Raw genomic sequence first — 23,607 nt, 5'->3', positions numbered from 1 at the left:
AGACATGCCTCTTGTACCGATAAAAAAAGGCTCCCTTGTGGAAACGGCCATCGAGAGCCTCCGTACCGCGATAGAGCAAGGGCAATGGCCTATCGGCACCCGCCTGCCCGTGGAAGCAAACTTGTCCGAAGCGCTCGGCGTAAGCCGTAACACGGTTCGGGAGGCTGTGCGGGTGCTGGTGCACGTGGGCATGCTTGAGACTCGCCAGGGAGACGGCACCTACGTGCGTGCCACCAAAGACGCCGGGGAAACCCTGCGCCGTATTGCCCGGGCCCAACTGGGTGATCAACTGGAAGTGAGAATCATGCTGGAAACCGAAGCCTCCCGGCTTGCGGCCCGTCGACGCACGGAATCTGACCTGGTCGCCATGACCAAGGCGCTGGATGCCCGCGCCCGGGCCAGAGACAACCTGGCAGCTCGCATTCGCCACGATGAGGCGTTTCACCATGCCCTGGTCGCCGCGTCCCATAACCCAGCACTGACGGAGCTGTACGACTACTTCGCCCATGCTGTCTCCCGCACCATCGAGAGCACGGAAACCGAACCTGATCTGCCCGAGCCCTCCCAGGAAGATCATGAGTTACTCCTGGCAGCCATTCGCCGCCAGGATGAGGAGCAAGCGGAAACTCTGGCAAAAGCGCTTCTTAAGCCCAGCCTGGATACTTTAAGGGAGCGTCATTGATGAAGTTGAGGGTTGATGCATTCACTTTGCTGTTGCTGGGCGCCATTGTTCTGGCCTCTTTCCTGCCGGTTAAAGGCGAAGCGGCAGACCTGCTCGCCATGGTCGGTACACTCGCTGTTGCACTCTTGTTTTTCTTTCACGGAGCCGCACTGTCCCGTGAGCAGATTGTCGCAGGGGCCACACACTGGCGGCTGCACATACTGATCACCTCCCTCACCTTCGTATTCTTTCCCCTGGCCGTGCTCCCTATCAACAGCATCAGCGATATTGCCCCACAGTGGATGCCGCAAGATCTTGGCCTGGGTTTCCTCTACCTGGGTGTTCTGCCCTCGGCAGTGTCATCGTCCATCGCATACACCGCCATGGCGAGGGGCAATGTGCCGGCGGCCATTTGCAGTGCCGCAGCCTCCAATGTGTTCGGGATGATGTTGACACCGTTCCTGTTGTTACTGCTGGTCAGTACATCCGGTGGTGGCAACTTTTCGGTGGCCGAGGCGCTGAAGGACATTGCATTGCAACTGTTATTACCGTTTGCAGCCGGGCACGCCCTGAGGCCGGTACTGGGGGGATTCCTGGCCCGTAACGAGGGCCTGATGTCACGGTATGATCAGTGCGTTATCTGGATTATCGTGTACTCCGCGTTCTCCCATTCGGTGGAAAGCGGCCTCTGGCGGAACTTGCCGATCCCGGCCATTGTACTGGCTGTCGCGTTGTGTTTTGCCCTGCTCGGGTTCTTTATGGTGATGGCACGTTTCCTGGTAAGGCGCTTCGGATTCAGTCTGGAGGATGAAACGGCGGTGGTGTTCTGCGGATCCAAGAAGAGCCTGGCATCGGGGTTGCCCATGGCCAAGGTGCTGTTTTCGGGTCACCCCGGCTTCGGCATGATTGTGCTGCCGATCATGTGCTACAACCAGATTCAGGTAATTGTTGGGGCCATACTCGCCCAGAAGTATCGTGAAAAGATTGAGGCGGCCTCAGCCGCCGCCTCCCATGCCACCGAACAGGGTCGCCAGAACGGCTAGGCCGACAATCCAGCCAATCACCGCCGGCCAGAAGTTCACCATCTGAGGTGGCAGCTCTTCTGCCGCCTCCTGCTCCTGCGCCCCCCGTGCGGCCTCCTCTTCTTCCCGGTTTTTCCTGACCACTTCAGTCAGGCTGTACCAGTTAAACCACTCGCCCAGAAATCTGGCAACGGGGTCCGGAAAGCTTCCATTCTCCGCCATTGGCCGCACCTGGTGTTCCAGGGACAGGCCTATCTCACGCCTCAACCGGGGCTGATCCGCGGGAGGCTCTCCCAGGATTGCCTTCCAGATTTGTGGATCCTTGCTGCGTACGGAATCGTTCAACAGCGCATTCACCTGGATCACCACTTCGCGAACCACCTGTTGCTCATTGGCGTCCAACGGTTGCTCGTCGGGAGCGGGCTCTTCACGCTGCGACGGCCGTGGCTGCGCCAGAGGAGCCTCTTCCCGCCCCAGCGCTTCCCGGTACGCCTGTTTCAGGCGCTCGGCTTCCTCGCCTGTGGCAAATTTACTCTGCTGCTTATAGGCTGCTTCGATTTGCCGAGGATCGCGGGTCGGTTCAATACCTAGGATTTCCCAACATGTCATAGAGGTGTAACTCTCAAATCAGAGATTCATTAGAATATTGAGAGACAAATGCAGTGTCGTCACCTACGATACACAAAAGACTTTCAAGCACGACACTGACCATCCCGTACTCAGCCGATTATAAAACGACTGCCATGCCTGTTACGAATTCTGTTACCAAAACGTCACCCGGCCAGCACCGGTCCGCCGCGCCGTTGTTCTGGCTGCCCCTGATTTTTGCAGGCTCGGTGCTGGCTTCTCCCCTGACCCAGGCGGACGACCAGGAGCCCTCGACGGATTTCTCCGGACTGTCAGTCATTGAGCCACCTCTGCCGGAAGTTCTGACGACTACCCGACTCCGCCAGCCCAAACCCCGGGTGCCCGGTACCACCACCATTATTGAAGGCGATCTTATCAGGGATCTCGGGGTGATGAACCTTGTGGAGGTGTTCCGCCTGGTCCCGGGCATGACGGTTGCGGAAGTTGGCAGCAATAACCCGGTGACGAGCTACCACGGTACGGTACACTACGAGCAGCGCCGACTTCAGGTTCTGGTAGACGGTCGCACGTCCTATCGCGCCAGCCTCTCTGATACAGACTGGCATACCATACCCGTTCCGCTGGAGCTCATTGAACGGATTGAAGTCAGCCGTGGGCCTAACGCGGCGGCTGATGGCATCAATGCATTCCTGGGCACCATCAACATCATTACCCGCTCACCAGATGATACGGCGGGTGTCCAGCTCGGCGCAGTCTCCGGCTCCCGCGGCCATCTCCGAACTTTCGGTTCCGTTGGCGGTGCCAGCGATCCCTACAGTTGGCGGCTGGCCTATGAAAAACGCAAGTCCGATGGTTTTGACAAACAGGTAGATGATGATCAGTTTTTCCCCTTCCATGATGGGTTCGACATCAACACATTCAGTTATGACGGAGTTGTCCGCACCTCGGACAGCACTAATCTGGAACTGCGGGGTGGCGTTGTAGACGGAATCAACGAAGAAGACCTGAGGAAAAATGGCAAATTGGGAGCCACGGATAACCCGGACATCATCGTTGATGATTACTATCTGCAGGCGCGACTGAACGTGAGCACGTCTGAAAACCACTTCTTCCATTTCCAGGCCAACTATCAGAATTATCAGCGTCGCCAGCGTTGGCCTATGTGTATTTCCGGACCGGTGATCGACGATATCCTTGCCGGCAATTCCCCCGAGTTCGAATTTGAGCCAGGTGACTGTATGCCTGGAGACAGCCCGGCGCCCTTCATTGCTGATCTCAACGAAGACATCGAAGAGTCCCGCCTGGAGTTCGAGCTTCAGGACACCCTGTATTTCACGCCTGACATTAAACTGGTATCAGGGCTTGGGTACCGCAAAGATACCTATCGTTCCGAGACCTTCTTCAACGGCAGAGGTAATAATTATCAATCCCGGCTGTTTGCCAACCTGGAGTATACGCCGGTTGAATGGGTCACTTTCAACGCCGGTGGTAACTGGGAAAGCACCACAACCACCGATGAAAACTATCTTTCGCCCCGGGTTGCAGCCAACTTACTAATCACAGAGAACCAGGCCCTGAGATTCGTGTATTCTGAAGCCGTTCGCACCCCGGACGCTTTCGAGCAGACACCGGACTGGGGATACACGATCAGAAACGTACGCGCACCCTACGACTTTCTGGAAGGCGTAAGAGTTGACGTGGAAGACCTGGTTGATCCACGAACTTCAACGTTTGGGGAAGAACTTGAAGAAGAGCGTATAATTTCCCGGGAAATAAGCTATTTTGGCCAGTTCTTCGTAAACCAGGCTTTGCTATCCCTGGAAATTCGCTACTTCAACGATCATCTGACCGACATGATCAGCGGCGTCATCAATGAAGAAGAGTGGTTTATCGCCAACAATGTTGGCCTGGACCAGGAAGGCTTCGAGGTAGAATCGTCCATCGATTACGCCGACACCAAACTTCGCGCCACCTATGCCTATCTCGACCAGGATGGCCGTTATACTGGCGACCCAGAAAAACTTGACGCCGGCGATCAGGAATACGTGGTGGAGCTTCTTGGACGGTTGTCCGTGCGCCACTCCGGAAGTTTTGCCTGGATTCAGCAGTTACCTTTTAACCTTACATCGTCTGCGACATTCTACTGGGCGGACGAATTTCGGAGAGCGCATTTCGAGCGTGCGGATTTCAGGATTGCGCGTAGAATATTCGCCTCCAGCTACAGTTACGAACTGGCTTTTACCATGCAACACTATCTCAACAGGATTCCGGACCTGAGTCCGGATAACATTATTCAGAACCATAACCAGTTTTTTGTAGAAGCTGGTATCCGCTTCTGATTCAGCCAATGGAATGTACTGAACCCAGGATGGTATGAGAGCCAAAATTCAGTCAAACAACGCCTTTTGTACAGGCAGGATGCCAGTAAGCGCCGCTTTTTACCTGCTCTTTTTCAGCCTGCTGGTGCTCTCACGTCCGACATTCAGTCAAACACCCCCGACAACGGCTGTTTACATCGCAGGCACAGACAACAATGCCCCGTTAACACAGCACATGACCAGCCTGCTCCGAAACGAACTTGGCGACGGATTCAGCCTGCGGCCGTTCAAGGCCGGTCAGACTTCCCAGGATGAAAACAGCCTGATCGTTACCCTGGGACCTGAAGCCTTTACCCTTGTCCGCCAGGAAAGTCGCAACGTTCCGGTCCTTGCCCTGCTTGTGGATGAGCCTTTCATCAAAGATCACAGCAACGACCTCGGGGAACGGCGCCTGGGAGCGATTTTCTATGCGCCGCCACTGATTCGTCAGGCGGTAGCCGGTAAGGTCATCCTTCCGCACGCAACGCGGGTCTCCATGCTTGCCACACCTGACAGTGTGTCGTTATATCAACAATTAACAGAACAGCTTCCTGCTTTCGGTATGGAGGGCCAGGTTTTTGTTGTCAGCAGTAGCGACAAGCTCATCCCCACACTGATCCGGGCACTGGAGTATGGGGACTTTCTCCTCGCAGCACCCGACAGGAACATCTATAACCCGCAAACCATCAAGCATATCCTGTTAACGACCTACCGGCGAAACCGGATTGTCATCGGCCCGAGCCAGGCTTATGTCAAAGCAGGTGCGTTGGCCTCTACCTACGTTCCCCTGACGGTTGTCGCCGGGTTGGCCGCAGACCTCATCAATGAATATCAGATTTCAAACCGGTTTCCGCCACCGGTTTACCCGGAGGCATTCAGGCTGGAGGTCAACGAGCAGGTTGCCCGATCGCTGAATATTCCGCTTCCTTCCAGGCAGGAGCTTGCCGCAGAGATTAAAGCCAGGCTCTCCTCACCCATGGAGGGCTCCAATGACTGAGCCAGTACACAAGCCCGCGCCTCTTGTCAGAAAACTGATGATTCTGGGCGCAGCACCGGCCATCGTCATGTTTATTGTGCTTATGGCTTTCTTTACATCTGCGCGACTTGATGATGCCCGGAAAGATCTGGCAAACAGCAGTCAGATGCTTGCCAACAGCCTGGCTCCGGCGGTGGAATATGCGGTCGTTTCAGGCAATACCACAGCCTTGCAGCAGATTTTGACCCAATCCCTCCAACGGAGCCGGGCACAATGGATACGAGTATCCGACGTGATGGGGGACGAAGTTGGATTCGTGGCCAGCATCGATGATGAAGCCGTGAGCACCGATGCCACATTTGACATTTTTGAAGCCGAGATACTTCAACAGCCACTGGATCTGGGCGGTAGCCGTCAAACCGAATGGTTCGAACCGGATTACAGTTTCGGCAACGGAGCGCTGAGAGTTGGAACCGTCCAGGTGGGCGTCAGCAAGGAACAGCTTGCCGCACGGCGTAATGATATTCTCTGGACTTCCCTGGCGGTTGGCATTGCCTTGTTACTGTTCACCATGCTGATTGTGAAACAGACCTTGTCAGGCATATTGGCACCGATACGCAGGCTGTCTGATCGGGTGACAAGGCTTATAAACCTGGACTATAGCCAGGTGTCTGTCAGCAGGCATCACAACACTCGGGAAATCCAGGAACTGGAAGAAAATCTGAATGCCCTGGCCGCCCACCTCACAAACCTGGAAGAGTCCAGAGCTCATACACTGGCCGCCTCTGAAAGCGCCCGCGCCAAAGCCGAAGCCGCTAATCAGGCCAAGTCAGAGTTCCTGGCGACAATGAGTCACGAACTGCGCACCCCGCTGAACGGGGTGCTCGGCATGATAGAACTGATATCCGAAGACCCCCTGTCCTCCCGTCAAAAGGACTACTTGCTGACAGCCCGACAATCGACGGAGGATTTGCTGACAGTGATTGGAGATATACTCGATTACTCACGGGTCGATCGTGGTCAGTTGAAGTTGGAGAGCCGTGAGTTTGACCTTCGCCAACTACTCACAAACTGCACAGCCAGTTACAGGCTGCTGGCTGAACAACAGGGGCTCGAGTTGACACTGAGCTTCCGTGGTGACTGGCCGGAAAAACCGTATGTGGTCGGTGATGCCCCGCGGCTTCGGCAGATCCTCGCAGGGTTGACCGACAATGCCATCAAGTTTACCAGTGCCGGCTACGTCAATATCCAGGCAGGCTGGTTCTCTCTCGAAGAAAACTGCATGTTACTGAACTGTTCGGTCAGCGATTCCGGAGCGGGCATCCCAATCGATCGCCTGAATGATATTTTCAACTCCTTCGAGCAACTCGGCAGTGGTGATAACCGGGATTACGGTGGTACTGGCATAGGATTATCACTGGTTCAGAGACTGGTCGAATTAATGGGTGGCCATATTCATGTGGAGACCGATCCGGGTAAGGGGTCGTCATTCAGTTTTGAACTGCCGTTCGAGCTGAGTAACGTCGCCCCGCTACCCCGTTCAACCGGTCGTGAGATTAAAACCCCGGCCATTGAGAGCACCGTCGCAAAAGCGTTGGTGGTTGAAGACAACCCTGTTAACCAGAGAGTGGCCACCGCCCTTCTCAAACGTCTGGGATTCGAGACCGATGCCGCCAGTAACGGAAAGGAGGCGCTGGAGTTAGTCCAGACCAATCATCATGGCTATGATGTCATTCTGATGGATTGCCAGATGCCGATCATGGATGGTTATGAAACCACTCGGTGCATCCGCGAATGGGAGCAAAGCAACGGCCAGTGCGGTACACCGATCATCGCACTGACCGCGGACGCCCTGCCCGGCACGGAAGCCAATTGCCATAGTGCCGGTATGAATGATTACCTGTCCAAACCGGTTCGCAAGGAAAGCTTGAGGGCGGTGCTCAACCGCTGGGCGAAGCTCTGACCAGCGGCTGGGCAGGCGCATCGGATCAGGCGACCGGCTCACGCATGGTAACAAACTCTTCCGCAGAGGTCGGATGAATCCCCAGGGTGCTGTCAAACTGGGCCTTGGTTGCCCCCGCTTTCATGGCAACCGCGAGCCCCTGGGTAATTTCACCTGCGTCCGGCCCTACCATATGAGCGCCCAGGACCTTGTCACTCTCTTTGTCCACCACCAGCTTCATCAGACAACGCTCCTGCCGACCACTCAGGGTGTGCTTCATCGGCCGGAATTCCGAGCGATAGATGCTGACCTTGTGACCGGCTTCCCTGGCTTCAGCTTCAGTCAGCCCGACCGTTCCGATATTGGGCTGGCAGAAGACGGCGGTTGGAATACAGTTGTAGTCCATCTCGCCCTGACCATCGCCAAACAGGCGGCGGGACAAAACCATGGCCTGAGCCAGGGCCACCGGTGTTAGCTGAGGCGTACCGATAACATCACCCAATGCGGTAATGGAAGGAACAGAGGTCTGGAAATGGTCATCCACCGCCACATGGCCAGAATCACTCAGTTCGACGCCCAACGCCTCCAGTCCGAGCCCCTCAACAAGCGCACGGCGGCCAGTCGCCGCCATTACCAGGCCGGTGGTCAGATGAGTACCATCATTCAAGGTGATATCGTAGTGGTTTCCGTCACTTTCCACGGCTTCAATAGTGACACCAAACCGCAGATCAACGCCCTTCCTGCGCATTTCGTTGGCGGTAAACTCACGAACATCATCATCAAACCCACGAAGAAACAGTTCTCCCCGGTATAACAACGTGGTTTCAACACCAAGCCCGGCGAGGATCCCGGCAAACTCGACGGCAATATAGCCACCGCCCCAGACCACGGCCTGACGTGGCAGCTGTGGCAGGAAAAACATCTCATTGGAAGTAAGAATGCACTCTTTTCCCGGAATGTCGGGAATCACCGGCCAGCTGCCAGTCGCCACGGTGATATGCGCGGTGGTATAGCGTTGATCACCAACAACCACGGTATTGGCGTCAGCCAGCGTTGCCGTACCTTCGATGATCGTGACGCCGGCATTTTTCAGGAGACGACCGTAAATACCATTCAGCCGTTCAATCTCTGCATTCTTGTTGGCCACCAGCGTCGGCCAGTCAAAACTGACCTGGTCATGGGGGACGTTCCAGCCATAACCCGCGGCGTCTTCAAGATCCTCACTGACATGGGAACCATACACAAGCAACTTCTTCGGAACACACCCGACATTGACGCAGGTGCCACCAAGGTAGCGGGACTCGACAATCGCGACCCGGGCGCCCCGCTGAGCGGACATTCTTGCCAGCCGTACACCTCCCGAACCAGCGCCAATTACTATCAGATCGAAATCCTGGTTGTCAGACACAGCGTCTCCTGAACATTGTTAGGTCAATAACGTCAACCGGGCGCCGCCTGTTTTTCCGCAGGGCTTACTTCCCGGAACAAAACATGGTCCTCAAAGTCTCCCAGCCGGATTTTTCCGAGACTGCGAAACCCTTCGGACTCGTAAAATGGTAGATAGCGGCTATTACCAGTGTCCAGCACCAGACCACTGCCACGCGGATTATCCGCACACAGGCGCTCAACCGCGGCTAACAGCTTACGGCCGTAGCCCCGGTTCTGGTACTGGGGGTTCACCCCCATCAGCGGTAACTGATGGGCCAATGGCTGAGGCAACATTTCCGTTATCTTGTGGTGGTAGTCGAGGTAACGGCGCGTACAGGCAAAACCGGTCGTCAGAACCATCCGTATCCGCCAACTGATCTGATCGGCCAGATTCAGGCGCAATTCGGGCTCTCCAATGAATGCCACCGCAACCAGTGTATTATCCAGCATGACACCGATCGCTTCCTGATTCAGGTCCAGATACAGGTCAATCAGCTCCCGAATGGTGGCTCTTACCCTTTGTTCGTAACCGGGGCGCCGGTGATCAAACAGATACTGGAACGTTGGCTCACGAAGGTAAGCATGAAAAAGTATGGATTTCGCCTCATTGTGCGCACTCTCGTCGAGTCGGACGATCACCGGTTCCGGATTGTTTTTATTGTCTACGCCGTCACTCATCAGGTTTCTCCTGTTTACCCACCGCTCACATTCAAACCCTTTCCGGCTCAAGTGCTCAGATCGTAAGGGTTAGCCGTACCGATACAATGCCCGGGGCATCCTTTCTGTCCATCGCCGCCTGATCGATGACCACGCCATGATCGGTGCTCAAACTCTCCAGCCATGCTGCTACGTCGGCAAACGGCACATCTTCAAGCCAGACCCGGATCGCGCTATTGCCACTGGGCTCAAACCGTTGCAGGGACAACCCGGATTCACCAGCACTACGAGTGACCAGCGCCATAAGCGCGCGCCCATCCTGCGGCGCATTGGGCGCCGGGCTACCGGCTCCTTCACTGGCGGCGAGACGCTCAATATCAGACTGATTCGCCCGCATCCAGGCCAGCAGTTCTTCTGCGTTTTCCCGCGAACTTGCGGCCTGGTCGTGGAATCCGGTGATGGGGCGCCAGATCAGGAAATACAACAGCCCCAGAAACACCGCTATCGCCAGGACCGTCAGCGCCTGCTGGTCCCTGCGCGGGAGTTGGTCATACTGGGCGATAAGCTTGCCTACGGAAGGCTGATCTTTCAGTTTCGTCAGCATCGTCTCAACCTCCCGATACGGTCAGACGCCCGCGGGCGCCGGTGGATTCATTGACAACCGAACCGATCTCGGCTTCGAGCCCCTGCTTTGCCAAACCGTTGCGCAAGGCGCTCATGCGGTTGTAGGTATCCGCCCGGATGTCCACGACGAGCTCCCCCCGTGAGCGGCTGTAATTTATAGAATTAAAGGTCAGGGACTGGTTTTGCGGAACCTTGGTGTACTGATCACCGGTGTATTTCATCAAGGTAATGAAATCTGCAGCGGGTCCACCGGATCCGATTGAACGCAGTTGTCCCTCGATAACCCGGCGAACGTTGCCTGCATGGGTGCGGCGGTCGTCGGGGAACGCTTCGCGGTAGATCGTCATGGCTTGCGCGCGGGTTGTATCAGCCTGTTGCTGGTGATAGAAGCCCATTCCCAGCTCTACTCCCAGTTGAATGACAAACCAGACACTGGCAACCGCGATCAGGGGTTTCCATGCCCGCAAGGGACTCACCTGGCCACTGCTGACGCCGTAACCACCCTGACACAGGTTGATCGGGTGTGACAGATGGTGGTGATGGGCGTGTGCCAGCAATTCCAGCGGCATGAGCTCAATCACTTCCTGCTTCACCACAAGGCGGCCGGCGGAAAGAAGCTCACTGATCGCCGATTGTTGCTGTTCCAGCTCCTGTTCCGTACCGAAAATGGTCACCGGCATTTCTGCAACAACGTCTTCGGATGGCGGAGCCGCCAGGGTGTGGGCAAACATGCCAAGATTCCGTGACTGGATACTGAGCCACTCACCCCGGTCACTGATCAGCATGGCGTTTTCGCCGTCCAGGCAGACAGACCAGCCTCCATCAGTTTCTGGCAACAGGGCAGCATCGGGATAGATGGCATCCAGCCGGGCATGCTCCCAACCACTGAACAGATCCACCCAGTCCGACATTCGATCCCGGTCAATCGCGGCCACTCTGAATCCGCTCTCCGTCCTGCTTCCCAACGCCAAGTGTACGGTGTCAATATCCTGGGCAATTTGCTCCTCTACCGCATACGGCAGGGCCTGGAGTATGAAGCGGGTTTGCTTGGCAGGAATGTCAGCCACGCAGAACAACGCCTCGTCCCCGGGCACCAGACCAATCAACAGGACATTGTCCAGCGCATTCTGACCAAGGGTTTGTTCAATAAGATCGCGGGTATCCCCTCGCCCGTGGGCCTGAGTGTCACCACTGGCATCGTGGAGCACCCAGTCATAAAGCTGCGCTTCCGGTGTTTGCCCGGGGTCGGCAAAGGGTGGCAGAGGCCGGACGTAGAGGCGGTAAGACATGTCTATCCTTCTGAAATAGTGAAAGGCTCTTTGGTAATTCGGTTCTTTTGTCCGGTATCACGATCAACCGTCTGCAGCTCACCTTCCGGACTCCGGAAAACGGTGCTCACCAGATTCGCAACCCGGTCATCATAGGTAACACGCGAAACGACCTCAAAAAAACGGGTCTGCACGCCAAGTCCGGTGGCCTTCAACCCGAGGCCCGAAAATTCCGGCAAGGCAAGAAAATCCTGAACATTTTCAAACCGCTCTTCTTGTCTCTTCTCAAGAATAGACTCTGCCTGTGCCTGTGTCAGCTCCGCGTGCAGCGAACGCAGAACCGGGGCTGTTGCGGTATTCACGTTGATCCCGATACCAGTCACTGGCAGTGCTGTCACATGTGGCCTCAGGGCACGGTAAGCCTCTTCGGTCATTCCCTCAATAAGCCTGAGTTCGGTCACACTGACAAAAGGTTGATTGGCCGCCCTGAAACCGGGGTCCGCCATCAGATACTGTCCATCTTCCGCCCCATAGGCGCTCACCGTCTGGTCATCCGGGTCAATCCAGTCTATCAGGGCATCAACCAGGGTTTCGGGGATGTCCAGCACCACCAGCATCCGTGCAAGCTGATCCCGGACCAACGGATTCACCTGACCGTTGGCCGACACCAGATCGTTCAGGTTAATACGGCCACCAAGACCGTCAATCTGGACTTCGACCACACCGTTATCGTCCAGAGGCAAAACAGCGGAATTCGCAGCCCAAAATTCGTCCAGGCTGTCTACCATCAGGTTGTCTTCCTTGTCCTGTTCAAAGTCCCGGTACAGGATCTGTCGTGCGAAGGCTTCCGCACCAAGGGCAATGCTTTGTCCCTGCTGCTGAGCCAGATAATGCCCTGCCCGAAACACCCTTACGCTTTGCTGCTGCGTCATCCCTGTGGCCAGCATCACCACCAGGGCCATGGCCAGCAGGACCATAATCAACGCAACACCGCGTTGACGGGGCCGAAGGGTCACCGGGCGAAGCATTATTGGGGGTCTCCCAGGGCAGACGGGCCACTCTGATCTTGCTGGGTTTGGCCCTCGTTCTCTTCTTCGTTGTCAGTGTCCGAGTCCGCAGCGGCTTCGTTAACGGCATTCACCATTCCCTGGGCCTCGCTGGTGTCAAAATCGGGCATCGCGAATGTGCGCGTCAATTCGCCGAATCGCTCGTGTTCCAGGCTAATTTCTATACCCATAGGAAGTGGCAGGTCCGGCCGTGTCCCCGGGCTCAGGCTGGCCATCAACTCCTCGGTGGGCCAGCCATCGGTCCAGTTCCGCTGTTGATCAAGAAAACGGATCTCAAAGGAATTCACGTCTGACAAAAGCAGCACATCCTGACTGCTTTCCTCCTGGCCCTGATCCAGGGTGATCCAGTGCCGGCGACGGAGCTCCTCACCGGTGTACTCCCAGCCCGCTCGCTGCAGGGAACTCCGTCGCATTCCCAGAGGGTTCCGCCATCCCTGCCGGGTCAGGACCAGAGCAAAACTGTCTTCCCGGCTGGTCAGCGCTGGCTTGTAATCCCCGTACATATCCCGCACCGGACGATTAACAACCTGTGTCAGATCCCTTTCGAGCAGCAACATGGTGCGCTGCAACTGGTCAAACTCATCAGCCACCTCGTTCACCCGATCCCGGGACAAGACGACACCACTGAGAACCTGCCACACGCCCAGCCCGATGACCGCAGTGATCGTCACTGCAATCAGCACCTCCATCAGAGTGAAGCCCTTTTGCGACATCAATTCTCTCCAATGAAGGCAGACAGTGTATGAACAGGTAGCGGTTCGCTACCATCCCCCCTGAAACGGGCAACCGTCACCTCAATACGGCGCATGGTGGGCTCTTCAGTACCAAGAACGGCCGTGGTTACCTGCCAGCGGAAAGGGCCGTAATCCAGATCATCGGAGTTTTCGGAGATGCCGGGTAACTCTTCCTGAAGACGGAGTTCACTGATGCGGTTATCGGCAATCCACCCCGCCATGGTTTTATCGCGAATGCGCTCATAGCTGGCAATGTACTGACTGCCGACCTCGGCGGCGGCCGTAGCGATCAGCCCAAACACCAGCAGGGCCACCAGTACTTCAATCAGGGTAAAACCACGCTGATCGCTCACGGCTCGTCCCCATCACTGCCTGGACGGCGCCATTCCAGGGGAGACACACCATCCGAAGCGAGTACGTGCATGTAAGAACTGTCATTACCGATGGTGAATTCCACCTCGAATGGCGTGGTTTCACCGCTGGAGAAAAACACAATGTCCGGACGCAGCCGATCTTCTTCGGAGGCCAGCCTTGGCGTATCGCTCTCGATATACTCTGTCATCAACAGCCATTCAGGAAAACCGCGTTGCCGGAACATCCGTTCTCCTGACTCTTTCCACTCATTCGCCTGCTCGTCAAACGTCACGAACCGGAAGCCGTCTTCCTCCAGATCCAGGCCCAATTCCTTGTTATTCAGCACGGCCTGTTCCGAGGCAGTTTGCATCAACAGAAACATTTCGCGGACATGGTTTTCCAGTTCCCGCTGTTGAGACCCACCCCCCAGGTTCATCACCGCCAGGGCAGCCAGTAGCCCGACAACGATCAGTACTACCAATATTTCGATCAGCGTAAACCCGGAGACCGTTGCCCGCTTCCCCATCGTCTATTAGTCCCGAGTCTTCCAGACACTGATGTCGGCTGCATCGCCTTCACCACCTTCCTGACCATCAGACCCGTAGGAATAAAGATCGTAAGGCCCTTCTGTACCCGGGCTAACATACTGATAATCAGAACCCCAGGGATCTTCCGGAACATTCTTCAGGTACCCATCCGGATTCCAGTTCTTGGGTTCCGGGCTGCCGCTGGGCTTGCTGACCAGTGCCTCCAGCCCTTGCTGGGTCGACGGATAATGGCTGTTGTCCAGACGATAGAGATCCAGCGCGTTGGCGATGTTACTCAGTTGGGTTTCTGCCACCGTGACCTTGGCCTGATCGCTTCGTCCCATAATGTTCGGAGCAACAATCGCAACCAGCAGACCGAGAATGACCATAACCACCATGATCTCGATCAGGGTGAAACCACCTTGTTTGTGATGGTTGTCGCGTAGATTCCGGGTAATGTCTGGCTTCATAGTTAGACTCGTCATTTGTAAAGGCTCTCTTTCCATTGTCTGGGGAGTATGGCTTCTGAGGTCAGCCGACCAGATTGCTCATATTGAGTATCGGCAGCATGATGGCCAATACGATGATGAGGACCACCACGCCCATGAATAACAGCATCATCGGTTCGAAAAGACCGACTATCGCTGCAATTTTTGACTGCAGGGTGTTCTCCTGCATTTTCGCGGTGCGCTCCAGCATGCTGTCCAACTCACCACTCGCTTCACCACTGGCAATCATGTGAAGCATCATCGGCGGGAAATACCCCGTCTGATCCAGCGAGCGATGAAGCGCTCCACCCTCGCTGACTTTTCGGGCTGCGTCCCGCAGTTCCTGGCGCAGATAGTCGTTGGACAGAACCTCACCCGCAATTCGCATGGCGTCCACCAACGGCACACCGCTGGTGGTCAGGATACTGAGTGTGCTGGCATAACGGGCGGTGTTGACTCCCCGCACCATGCCGGACAACAGCGGCATGTTCAGCAGCCAACGGTGGAACTTTAGCCGGAAGGCGGGCTTACGCAAGGCCATCCGGAATCCGATGATACCAACAATGATCAGTATGAGGAGGTAGACACCAAAGTCGGCGAGAAATTCCGAAACCGCCAGCATGGCAACGGTCAGACCGGGCAGATCCTGCCCCTGTTTCACAAACACCTCGATGATGTCGGGAACCACGTAGGTGAGCAGGAACACCACAATGGCGATCGCCACCACACTCAGAATAATGGGATAAATCGCAGCAAGCTGGATTTTCTGGCGGGCCTCCTGCCTGGCTTCGGTGTAGTCCGCCAGCCGGTTCAGAACCAGGTCGAGGTGCCCCGCATGTTCACCTGCGGCAACGGTGGAGCGGTACAGTCGTGGAAATGCCCGCGGGAACTCCCCAAGACTGTCTGCCAAGCTGTAACCTTCCATAACTTTGGCACGAATGGCAATCAGCATACTGCGGATACGCGGTCGGGTGGACTGCTGTGCAGCCGCCGACAGGGCCTGCTCAACCGGAATACCGGATTGAATCAAGGTTGACAACTGTCGGGTGACCAGTGCCAGATCCGCAGCAGCCAGGCTCCCCCGGCTGCTGAGCGGGTTCCTTCCATGGGCCTGCTTTTCCGTCGACGGCGCCACTTCCAGCGGGGTCAGCCCGCGTTCCCTGAGTTGCTGTCTGACGGCCCGTGGGGCATCCGCCTCCAATACGCCCTGCTTTTGTTTGCCCCGGGCATCCAGGGCCTTGTAGTCAAATGCCGGCATGAGGTTATTGGCTCCGGTGGGTCACGCGCAGGACCTCTTCAACGGTGGTAACACCGTCCAGAATCTTCTGTACACCGTCAGCGTGGATACTGGGGCCGGACAGTCGGGCCTCATGTTCCAGATCCAACTCCCCTGCCCGTTTGTGGATGAGTGCACTGATTTCATCAGAGATCTCCACCACTTCATAAATACCGATTCGACCGCGATAACCCAGCTGATTGCAGTGCTCACAACCGGTCGCCCGGTAGATGGTTGGCGGGTTGGCCGCATCCTGCTGCAGAAACTCGCAATGTTCTTCAGTCGGCGTATAGGGTTCGCGACACTCCTTGCACAATACCCTCACCAGGCGCTGAGCCACGATACCCACCAGACTTGACGAAATCAGGAACGGCTCGATGCCCATATCCATCAAGCGGGTGATAGCACCGACGGCCGTGTTGGTGTGGAGAGTGGAGAGCACAAGGTGACCGGTCAGACTCGCCTGAACAGCAATCTCAGCAGTTTCCAGATCCCGGATCTCACCGATCATTACCACGTCCGGATCCTGACGCAGGATCGCCCGCAGCCCGCGGGCAAAGGTCATATCAACTTTGGTATTGACCTGGGTCTGACCGATACCCGGCAGGTTGTATTCAATCGGGTCCTCAACTGTAAGGATATTGCGACTGCGGTCGTTAATCTCCTGCAACGAAGCATACAGCGTGGTCGATTTACCGGAACCGGTGGGACCGGTCACCAGCAGGATCCCGTAAGGGCGGTAAATCAGTTTACGAAGAACCTTGAGATCCCGCCCGGCCATACCAAGGGATTCCAGGCGAATATTTCCGGCTTGCTTATCCAGCAAACGGAGCACCACACGCTCACCGCTTGAGGACGGCATGGTGGATACCCGGATGTCCACCTCCCGCCCGGCAACCCGCAAGGCAATACGGCCATCCTGAGGCACACGCTTCTCGGCGATATCCAGCTTCGCCATGACCTTGATACGGGAGACCAGCAGCGGTGCCAACGCCCGTTTTGGTTGCACCACTTCCCGCAACACGCCATCGACACGGAACCGGACTACCAGGCGTTTTTCGTAAGTTTCAATGTGGACATCCGAGGCGTTGGTTTTGACCGCTTCAGTAAGAATGGCATTGATCAGGCGAATAATCGGCGCGTCGTCTTCCTGCTCCAGCAGATCTTCCGTTTCCGGCACCGAGTCCGCCAGGGAAGCCAGATCCATGTCATCCCCGATGCCTTCCACCATCTGCATGGCTTCGGCGGAGTCGTTCTGGTAGGCCGCATTGAGGGCTGCATCAAAACGATCGGGATCAATGGTGGAGAACCGGGCTCGGCCACCACTGATACGGTTGGCCTCGGCCAGGGCCGAATGACTGGCTCCGGGACGTACCAGAATAACCGGCTCACCGTCTTCCTCGCGGGTCAATATCACGCCATTGCGTTTGGCGAAAGCGAAAGGAAGACGGCCCAGCGGAGAATCCTGCGGCTGAAGTTCGTGTTCTGTATCCAAGGTCGTCCTCGTTTTGTTGCCAGGCACGGATGCTTATTATCCGGAAACCCTTTTTATTCAATTAATTCAGAAAGGCTACCATAGGATATGGAACCGCTGAATAACTCTATACACTATACTGCCATTTAACCTTTGCAGTCTGATAACCTGTGATCTTTTTACAGGGTTGTAAATTCATTATCGGGATATCCAATGTCTTTTAATAACACCCGGTTACCCATGCTCCTGGCGCTTGCCGCCGTCGTGGCCATGATTGCCCTGACATCATGGCAGGCCTACCGCTTCTGGCAACAGGAATCCCAGCGGGGCAACCAGCAATTACGCACAGCCGCTGAGATGAAAGCGGTATCGGATGAGCAGCAAGTACCAGAGGTGACACTGGCCTCCCTGGACCTGTTTGGCGAAGCTGGAGAATCCACGGAAAATCAGCAAATCGACACTGAGAACCTTCCCGAAACCAACTTGCGACTGTTCCTGCGTGGCGTACTCGCCGCAGACGGCGATTTCCCGGGCAGCGCCCTGATTGAAGACGAAAAGAATCAGACCGAAGCCTATCTGGTCGGGGATGAACTGCCCGGAGACGCCAAACTGCGCTCGGTTCATGCCAACCGTGTCATCATCGAGCGTGGCGGAAAGCTGGAGAACCTGTACTTTCCGGAATCCGAAGACCAGACCGGGCTCGAGTTTGCCGCGGATAGTTCGACCACTCCCGAAACGCGGGGATCCGAACCCGCTGACTCTCCAACCAGGGCAACCCCCTCACCGGCTGCCGACGATCAGCGCAGAGAAGAAATCCGCCGCCGGCTTGAACAGCTCCGCGAACGCCTGCGGAACAACAACAGCTGAGGCCGATCATGCAAACGGCAGCCCGGACGTTTTGTCGCCGAAGCCTGCTGTTTCCCGTGTTGCTACTGGTGACCACTGTCGCAGCCTTTGAGCTCAGCGACCGTCTGATGAACTACGTACGGGAGGAGTTTGGCCAGGAGGCTCACAGTCGACTTGAAAACTGGCAAAACCTTCATCGCATGGCCGAAAACGCGCCCAGGGAGCGACAACTGGCCCTGGTGAACTCATTCTTCAACCGTGCCCGCTTCGTTACCGACATGGAACACTGGGGTGAGGAGGACTATTGGGCAACCCCGGTGGAACTGCTGACCACCAACGGTGGTGATTGTGAAGACTTCTCCATCGCCAAGTACCTGACCCTGAAATCCATGGGCGTGCCCGACGAAGAGCTCAGAATTGTCTATGTAAAGGCACTGGAACTGAACCAGGCCCATATGGTCCTTGCCTGGTACCCGGAACCGGACGCAGACCCACTGATCCTGGACAACCTGATCAACGAGATCAAGCCCGCATCACAACGAAGCGACCTCGAACCGGTCTACAGCTTCAATGGTGAAGGCCTGTGGCTGAACCGGTCCGGCGGAAGACAAAAGCGCGTGGGTGAAGCTGGTAAACTTCAACACTGGCAGGACATGAACAAGCGCCTGACCGAAGCACTGCGCTAATCCGACCTGTGTATTTTTCACCTTAATAGGCTATAATGTGAAAAATAGACATAGACGACGGAGGGCGTATGACCACCGTTTCAGACATAAAACAGCAAACCACCGACCGTGCACTGCTGGGCAAAGCCGTGGTCAATGCCGGCAAGGCCATGGGCCTGACCCAGACAGACGTGGCCGAGATTGTGGGTCGCAACCGCTCCGGCCTGGTCCGGGACGGCATCGATCCCTCCAGCAAGGCCGGCGAACTTGCCCTGCTTTTCATCCGCCTGTATCGCAGCGTGTATGCGCTTGTAGGTGGGGATGAGGAGGCCATGCGGCATTGGCTCAACACCGAAAACCGGTACTTCTCCGATGTACCCAGAGAGCTGGTTCGCAGTGCAGAAGGGCTGGTGCGGGTGCTTTATTACCTTGACGCCATGCGAGGCAAGATTTGAGCCTGCGCGATCGCATCGAGTCCAGCATCACCGTGGTGCAGGGTACGACCTACCGGGTGGTCGAATCCCAGGAAGAGATAGCCACCACGGAACTGGTGGCTAACATTCAGGAGCAGATGAGGCTTGAGGAACTTCTGGAGCAGAGCAAACCGCCGCGACCGGAAGGCACCGAAGGCCTCCACTATTTGTTGGCAACACCCTTTCGCTACCCTCCCCTGAAATACGGTTCGCGTTTTGGTCGCCCCTTCGAGAAAAGCCTGTTTTACGGGGCCATGACGGTTAATACCACCCTGGCAGAAGCCGCGTTCTATCGCTTTGTATTTATCAGCGATATGGTCGTACCCTACCCCAAGCCCCTGAAAACCCTCCATACCCTTTTTGCCACCCGGGTGCGCACCAGTCGCGGTGTTCGCCTGCAGGATAAGACCTGGGAAGATCTCCACGACGCGTTGACCAATCCCGCCAGCTACGATGCCTGCCAAAATCTCGGGACAACCATGAGGGAATCGGGAATCGAGGGGTTTCAGTTCCTGTCAGCCCGGGCACGCCAGGCCGGCCTCTATGAGTTGCCATACTCACCGGCAAAAGGCCTCGAAGGTGTCAACGCAGCGTTGTTTTCACCACGGGCACTGAAAGACAGGAAACCCAGGAGTCGCTATCGCCTGATTATGATGGCAGACCCGACCACCGTGACCATGAGCCTGACCAACGAAGAGGGCAGGAAAACTGCCTCAGCTTTCAGTCGGGACACCTTTCTGGTGGATGGCAGGCTGCCGTGCCCGGCGAGCTAGGAACCCGATCCGCGCTCGCATTGTGACAGTATCGGCGGGCCAAACGTGGTATATATGCTGCGACGTTGTTATTTCATTGCCCAGCCCACTCCAGGCCCTGCTCCAGATCAACTGACGATTAACCAGAAAGGTTTTATGAAAGTACCGAAGAGATTACAGCCCCTTGTCAATGACGGCATGGTGGACGAAGTGATGTACCAGCTTATGAGCGGTAAGGAAGCACAGGTTTATGTGGTGCGCTGCGGTGACCACCTGCGATGCGCCAAGGTGTTCAAGGAGGCGCAGAAGCGCAGCTTCAAGCAAGCCGTGGAATACCAGGAAGGCCGCAAAGTTCGGAACAGCCGACGCGCCAGGGCCATGAGCAAGAAAACACGCTATGGCCAGAAAGAGCAGGAAGATGCCTGGCTCAATGCCGAGGTCGATGCCTTGTACCGATTGGAATCGGCCGGCGTGCGGGTGCCCCAGCCTTTGGGATTTGTGGATGGCGTGCTGTTGATGGAAATGATCGCCGATGAGGACGGCAAAGCCGCACCACGACTCGATGACGTCACGCTTACGCCGGACCTCGCCCGGCTTTACCACGACCGGGTCATGACCGAGATTGTCCGCATGCTCGCCGCCGGCCTTATCCATGGCGACCTGTCCGAGTTCAATGTACTGGTGGATGCCCAGGGCCCGGTTATCATTGACCTGCCCCAGGCCGTCAACGCAGCGGGCAATAACAATGCCCAGCGCATGCTGCTGCGGGATGTCGATAACATGCGCCGCCACTTTGGCAAGTACGCACCGGACCTGCTGGCAACGGATTATGGCCAGGAGATCTGGGCACTCTACGAGGGCGGCGAACTAAGCCCTGACAGCAAGCTGACCGGCTGCTTCGAGCAGGACACCCACAGCGCGGATGTCGATGAACTCATGGCGGTAATCGATGCCGCGAAGCTGGAGGAGATGGAGCGGAAGGAAAGAGCGCAAATGGAAGAGGACGATTGAGCCGTTCGGGAAAACCACGAGCGCACAGGCATCCGCTGCCAACATAAACCTGCATTACGGGCTAATGTAATATCGGGTCAGAACAGGAAAAATTGGAGGCGCGGGTCGGAATCGAACCGGCGTACACGGAGTTGCAGTCCGCTGCATAACCACTCTGCCACCGCGCCGGGGAAAAGTCCGAAGGAATTTTAAGGACTTTCATGCTCTCAGGTGGGCTGTGAGAGACTGTGTTGACCTTTAAACCAGTTAAACTGGAAAAATTGGAGCGGGAAACGAGATTCGAACTCGCGACCCCAACCTTGGCAAGGTTGTGCTCTACCAACTGAGCTATTCCCGCTTGGTCAACGAGGGCGTATTCTACGGATTCGACCGTTTGCGTCAACCACTTTTTTCAACTTTTTGTTTTACCAGCGTTTTATGGATAATAATTGAGCAACTCCAGGGAGCACCATGACGTCAACATCTCCGTCGTCCAGTTCCGCCGGAACAACGTCCACGCCAAGCGTGTGTGGTGAAATTCTGGCAAACGGCAGCCAATTGACGATCCAGGGGGATTGGATACTCGATCATTACTCTGAGTTGCAGGCCAGGGTGAGCCGGATTCTGGGCACCCTTTCCTCCAGTACCCTGCAAGGTGACATATCCAGTCTGGGCCGTGTCGATACCGCTGGCGCAGCCCTGTTGGCGGAACTACTGGGGGCGCAGGCCCTGGCGGATCTGGCGGACACCGCCTCCGGGCTCACCAGGGAAAGGCGCGCCCTGCTCCATGCGGTGGCTACGGCCATGGGTAACCGGGGTGAGCCACAGCCACCCTCGTATAGCCCGGTGAAGGTGTTCCTGGCCGCTACCGGACAACGGGTAGAGGAACTGTACGACCTGCTCCGGCTTCTTGTCGCCTTCATCGGTGAAACCCTCGCCGTACTGGCCTACAACCTGCCGCGGCCTCGTCGCTGGCGGGTAACGTCCTTCGTCGCCTCGGTTCAGGATACCGGCCTCAACGCCCTGCCCATTGTGGCACTACTGACGTTCCTGGTGGGTGCGGTCGTGGCGTTTCTCGGTGCCACTGTGCTGGAAGCTTTCGGCGCCACCATCTACACCGTCAATCTGGTGGCCTTTTCCTTTCTGCGGGAATTCGGGGTGTTGCTGGCCGCAATCCTGCTGGCTGGCCGTACGGCAAGCTCCTTTACCGCCCACATTGGCGCCATGAAGGTTAACGAAGAGCTGGATGCCATTCGCACCCTTGGCCTCAGCCCAGTGGAGCTGCTGGTGCTCCCAAGGGTGTTGGCGATGATGATCAGCCTGCCTCTGCTGACCTTCGTCGGGATGATCTCCGGAATAGCGGGCGGTGCGGCGGTGTGCGCCCTGGTGCTGGATATTTCTCCCACCCAGTTCCTCGCCATTGTTGAGCAGGATATTGCCCTCAGGCACTTCCTGGTGGGACTCAGCAAGGCGCCAGTTTTTGCCTTCCTGATTGCCGTCATCGGCTGCCTCGAAGGATTCAAAGTTAACGGCAGTGCTCAATCCGTAGGCGAACACACCACTTCCAGCGTGGTGCAATCGATCTTCATGGTGATCCTGCTGGATTCGATCGCTGCGCTATTCTTCATGGAGATGGGCTGGTAAGCATGGAAGAGGAACGCATTCTGGTAGAAGTCAGAGGCTTGGGAAACCGGTTCGGCGCCCATGTCGTGCACGATGGCCTGGACCTGGATATCCGGCGCGGTGAGATTCTCGGTGTCGTTGGCGGGTCGGGCACTGGAAAATCCGTGCTGCTACGGAGCATTGTTGGCTTGCACCATCCCTCTTCGGGTGACATTCGGGTATTTGGTCAAAACCTATGGGCGTTGCCGGAGCGGGAGCGTTCCCGGACAGAACAGCGTTTTGGCATTCTGTTTCAGGGAGGCGCCCTGTTCACATCCCTGAACCTCAGGGAAAACATTGCCGTGCCCCTGATGGAGCACGCAGGCCTGACACGTCCCATGGCGGAACACCTGGCCCAGATGAAGCTGGCCCTGACGGGACTGCCACCCGAGGCCGCGCTTAAGTACCCGGCGGAACTGTCCGGCGGCATGGTCAAGCGTGCCGCCCTGGCGCGGGCCCTCGCCCTGGACCCGGAAATACTTTTCCTGGACGAGCCGACAGCCGGCCTGGACCCCATCGGTGCGGCGGCTTTTGACCGGTTGATCAAAACCTTGCGGGATGCGCTGGGACTGACGGTCTTCATGGTGACCCACGATCTGGATACGCTGTACAGCACCTGCGACCGGGTTGCGGTTTTGTCACAGAAAAAAGTACTGGTAGCCGATAGCCTTGAGGTGGTTGAAACGACCGATGATGCGTGGGTACGGGACTATTTTCACGGCCCCCGCGGTCGCGCAGCCGCTTACTCGGCAACAGGCGGGATTCAGGAGCAGTAA

At 56.6% G+C, this 23,607-nt stretch carries 24 protein-coding genes and 2 tRNA genes; 12 read left to right on the top strand and 14 right to left on the bottom strand.

Annotated elements, in window-relative coordinates:
• The first annotated feature begins 4 nt into the window (after nt 1–4).
• Both EHN06_RS09725 and EHN06_RS09720 read left to right on the top strand, forming a co-directional pair.
• Nucleotides 5–682, top strand: coding sequence for a FadR/GntR family transcriptional regulator (locus tag EHN06_RS09725; protein ID WP_127332392.1), 678 nt, complete (start codon nt 5–7; stop codon nt 680–682).
• Nucleotides 682–1,704: a bile acid:sodium symporter family protein gene (locus EHN06_RS09720; protein ID WP_127332390.1), complete on the top strand. Its 1,023-nt coding sequence runs from the start codon at nt 682–684 to the stop codon at nt 1,702–1,704. Before EHN06_RS09725 ends, EHN06_RS09720 begins: the two co-directional genes overlap by 1 nt.
• On the opposite strand, the gene EHN06_RS09715 is transcribed toward EHN06_RS09720, so the two are convergent.
• Nucleotides 1,657–2,292 carry a J domain-containing protein gene (locus EHN06_RS09715; protein WP_127332388.1) on the bottom strand — a complete coding sequence of 212 codons (636 nt, stop codon included), beginning with the start codon at nt 2,290–2,292 and terminating at the stop codon, nt 1,657–1,659. The two genes, EHN06_RS09720 and EHN06_RS09715, sit on opposite strands and share 48 nt — an antisense overlap.
• A gap of 134 nt (nt 2,293–2,426) precedes the next feature.
• Here EHN06_RS09715 and EHN06_RS09710 point away from each other — a divergent pair, with 134 nt between their 5' ends.
• The 3 genes from EHN06_RS09710 (at nt 2,427) to EHN06_RS09700 (ending at nt 7,567) form a co-directional block, all read left to right on the top strand.
• Nucleotides 2,427–4,610, top strand: coding sequence for a TonB-dependent receptor plug domain-containing protein (locus EHN06_RS09710; protein WP_127332386.1), 2,184 nt, complete (start codon nt 2,427–2,429; stop codon nt 4,608–4,610).
• A 214-nt stretch (nt 4,611–4,824) separates the two neighbouring features.
• Nucleotides 4,825–5,625 carry an ABC transporter substrate-binding protein gene (locus EHN06_RS09705; protein ID WP_228257446.1) on the top strand — a complete coding sequence of 267 codons (801 nt, stop codon included), beginning with the start codon at nt 4,825–4,827 and terminating at the stop codon, nt 5,623–5,625.
• The gene (locus EHN06_RS09700; protein WP_127332384.1) at nt 5,618–7,567 is read left to right on the top strand and encodes an ATP-binding protein; all 1,950 of its coding nucleotides are present in this window, start codon (nt 5,618–5,620) and stop codon (nt 7,565–7,567) included. The genes EHN06_RS09705 and EHN06_RS09700 overlap by 8 nt, the downstream gene beginning before the upstream one ends.
• 25 nt (nt 7,568–7,592) lie before the next feature.
• Here EHN06_RS09700 and gorA read toward each other — a convergent pair whose 3' ends face one another.
• The 11 genes from gorA to gspE form a co-directional block, all read right to left on the bottom strand.
• Nucleotides 7,593–8,954 (bottom strand): glutathione-disulfide reductase, encoded by a 1,362-nt coding sequence (gene gorA / locus EHN06_RS09695; protein ID WP_127332382.1) that lies wholly within the window; start codon nt 8,952–8,954, stop codon nt 7,593–7,595.
• A 32-nt stretch (nt 8,955–8,986) separates the two neighbouring features.
• The gene (locus EHN06_RS09690) at nt 8,987–9,652 is read right to left on the bottom strand and encodes a GNAT family N-acetyltransferase (RefSeq protein ID WP_127332380.1); all 666 of its coding nucleotides are present in this window, start codon (nt 9,650–9,652) and stop codon (nt 8,987–8,989) included.
• 55 nt (nt 9,653–9,707) lie between these two features.
• The gene (gspM, locus tag EHN06_RS09685) at nt 9,708–10,235 is read right to left on the bottom strand and encodes a type II secretion system protein GspM (RefSeq protein WP_127332378.1); all 528 of its coding nucleotides are present in this window, start codon (nt 10,233–10,235) and stop codon (nt 9,708–9,710) included.
• Between the two features lie 4 nt (nt 10,236–10,239).
• Nucleotides 10,240–11,544: a type II secretion system protein GspL gene (gene gspL, locus EHN06_RS09680; protein ID WP_127332376.1), complete on the bottom strand. Its 1,305-nt coding sequence runs from the start codon at nt 11,542–11,544 to the stop codon at nt 10,240–10,242.
• Nucleotides 11,545–11,546: 2 nt separating this feature from the next.
• Entirely contained in the window at nt 11,547–12,551 is a 1,005-nt protein-coding gene (gene gspK / locus EHN06_RS09675) for a type II secretion system minor pseudopilin GspK (RefSeq protein ID WP_127332374.1), read from the bottom strand.
• Nucleotides 12,551–13,303 (bottom strand): type II secretion system minor pseudopilin GspJ, encoded by a 753-nt coding sequence (gspJ, locus tag EHN06_RS09670; protein WP_127332372.1) that lies wholly within the window; start codon nt 13,301–13,303, stop codon nt 12,551–12,553. The genes gspK and gspJ overlap by 1 nt, the downstream gene beginning before the upstream one ends.
• Nucleotides 13,303–13,677 (bottom strand): type II secretion system minor pseudopilin GspI, encoded by a 375-nt coding sequence (gene gspI / locus EHN06_RS09665; protein WP_127332370.1) that lies wholly within the window; start codon nt 13,675–13,677, stop codon nt 13,303–13,305. Before gspI ends, gspJ begins: the two co-directional genes overlap by 1 nt.
• The gene (gene gspH / locus EHN06_RS09660) at nt 13,674–14,204 is read right to left on the bottom strand and encodes a type II secretion system minor pseudopilin GspH (RefSeq protein ID WP_127332368.1); all 531 of its coding nucleotides are present in this window, start codon (nt 14,202–14,204) and stop codon (nt 13,674–13,676) included. Before gspH ends, gspI begins: the two co-directional genes overlap by 4 nt.
• Before the next feature lie 6 nt (nt 14,205–14,210).
• A complete protein-coding gene (gspG, locus tag EHN06_RS09655; protein WP_127332366.1) occupies nt 14,211–14,675 on the bottom strand; it encodes a type II secretion system major pseudopilin GspG in 465 nt (154 codons plus the stop codon).
• A 61-nt stretch (nt 14,676–14,736) separates the two neighbouring features.
• Nucleotides 14,737–15,951: a type II secretion system inner membrane protein GspF gene (gspF, locus tag EHN06_RS09650; protein WP_127332364.1), complete on the bottom strand. Its 1,215-nt coding sequence runs from the start codon at nt 15,949–15,951 to the stop codon at nt 14,737–14,739.
• 4 nt (nt 15,952–15,955) lie between these two features.
• Nucleotides 15,956–17,464, bottom strand: coding sequence for a type II secretion system ATPase GspE (gspE, locus tag EHN06_RS09645; RefSeq protein ID WP_127332362.1), 1,509 nt, complete (start codon nt 17,462–17,464; stop codon nt 15,956–15,958).
• Nucleotides 17,465–17,656: 192 nt separating this feature from the next.
• Here gspE and EHN06_RS09640 point away from each other — a divergent pair, with 192 nt between their 5' ends.
• The 5 genes from EHN06_RS09640 (at nt 17,657) to EHN06_RS09620 (ending at nt 21,190) form a co-directional block, all read left to right on the top strand.
• Nucleotides 17,657–18,310 (top strand): type II secretion system protein N, encoded by a 654-nt coding sequence (locus tag EHN06_RS09640; protein ID WP_127332360.1) that lies wholly within the window; start codon nt 17,657–17,659, stop codon nt 18,308–18,310.
• Between the two features lie 8 nt (nt 18,311–18,318).
• Complete coding sequence (locus EHN06_RS09635) at nt 18,319–18,975, top strand: transglutaminase-like cysteine peptidase (protein ID WP_127332358.1); 657 nt, start codon at nt 18,319–18,321, stop codon at nt 18,973–18,975.
• 68 nt (nt 18,976–19,043) lie between these two features.
• On the top strand, nt 19,044–19,409 hold the full coding sequence (locus EHN06_RS09630; protein ID WP_127332356.1) for an MbcA/ParS/Xre antitoxin family protein: 366 nt from the start codon (nt 19,044–19,046) through the stop codon (nt 19,407–19,409).
• Complete coding sequence (locus tag EHN06_RS09625; RefSeq protein ID WP_127332354.1) at nt 19,406–20,200, top strand: RES family NAD+ phosphorylase; 795 nt, start codon at nt 19,406–19,408, stop codon at nt 20,198–20,200. Before EHN06_RS09630 ends, EHN06_RS09625 begins: the two co-directional genes overlap by 4 nt.
• Nucleotides 20,201–20,335: 135 nt before the next feature.
• Nucleotides 20,336–21,190 carry a PA4780 family RIO1-like protein kinase gene (locus EHN06_RS09620; RefSeq protein WP_127332352.1) on the top strand — a complete coding sequence of 285 codons (855 nt, stop codon included), beginning with the start codon at nt 20,336–20,338 and terminating at the stop codon, nt 21,188–21,190.
• A gap of 93 nt (nt 21,191–21,283) precedes the next feature.
• Here the strand turns inward: EHN06_RS09620 and EHN06_RS09615 are convergent.
• Together EHN06_RS09615 and EHN06_RS09610 are read right to left on the bottom strand one after the other, a co-directional pair.
• Nucleotides 21,284–21,357 (bottom strand) — tRNA-Cys (locus tag EHN06_RS09615).
• 94 nt (nt 21,358–21,451) lie between these two features.
• Nucleotides 21,452–21,527, bottom strand: a tRNA-Gly gene (locus tag EHN06_RS09610).
• Nucleotides 21,528–21,640: 113 nt separating this feature from the next.
• Here EHN06_RS09610 and EHN06_RS09605 point away from each other — a divergent pair.
• Together EHN06_RS09605 and EHN06_RS09600 are read left to right on the top strand one after the other, a co-directional pair.
• Nucleotides 21,641–22,813: an MlaE family ABC transporter permease gene (locus tag EHN06_RS09605; RefSeq protein ID WP_127332350.1), complete on the top strand. Its 1,173-nt coding sequence runs from the start codon at nt 21,641–21,643 to the stop codon at nt 22,811–22,813.
• Nucleotides 22,814–22,815: 2 nt separating this feature from the next.
• Entirely contained in the window at nt 22,816–23,607 is a 792-nt protein-coding gene (locus tag EHN06_RS09600; protein ID WP_127332348.1) for an ABC transporter ATP-binding protein, read from the top strand.

The organism is Marinobacter sp. NP-4(2019) (genome assembly GCF_003994855.1).
In the GTDB taxonomy this organism is placed as follows: Bacteria; Pseudomonadota; Gammaproteobacteria; order Pseudomonadales; family Oleiphilaceae; genus Marinobacter.
This window is presented reverse-complemented; position numbering and strand designations above follow the sequence as displayed.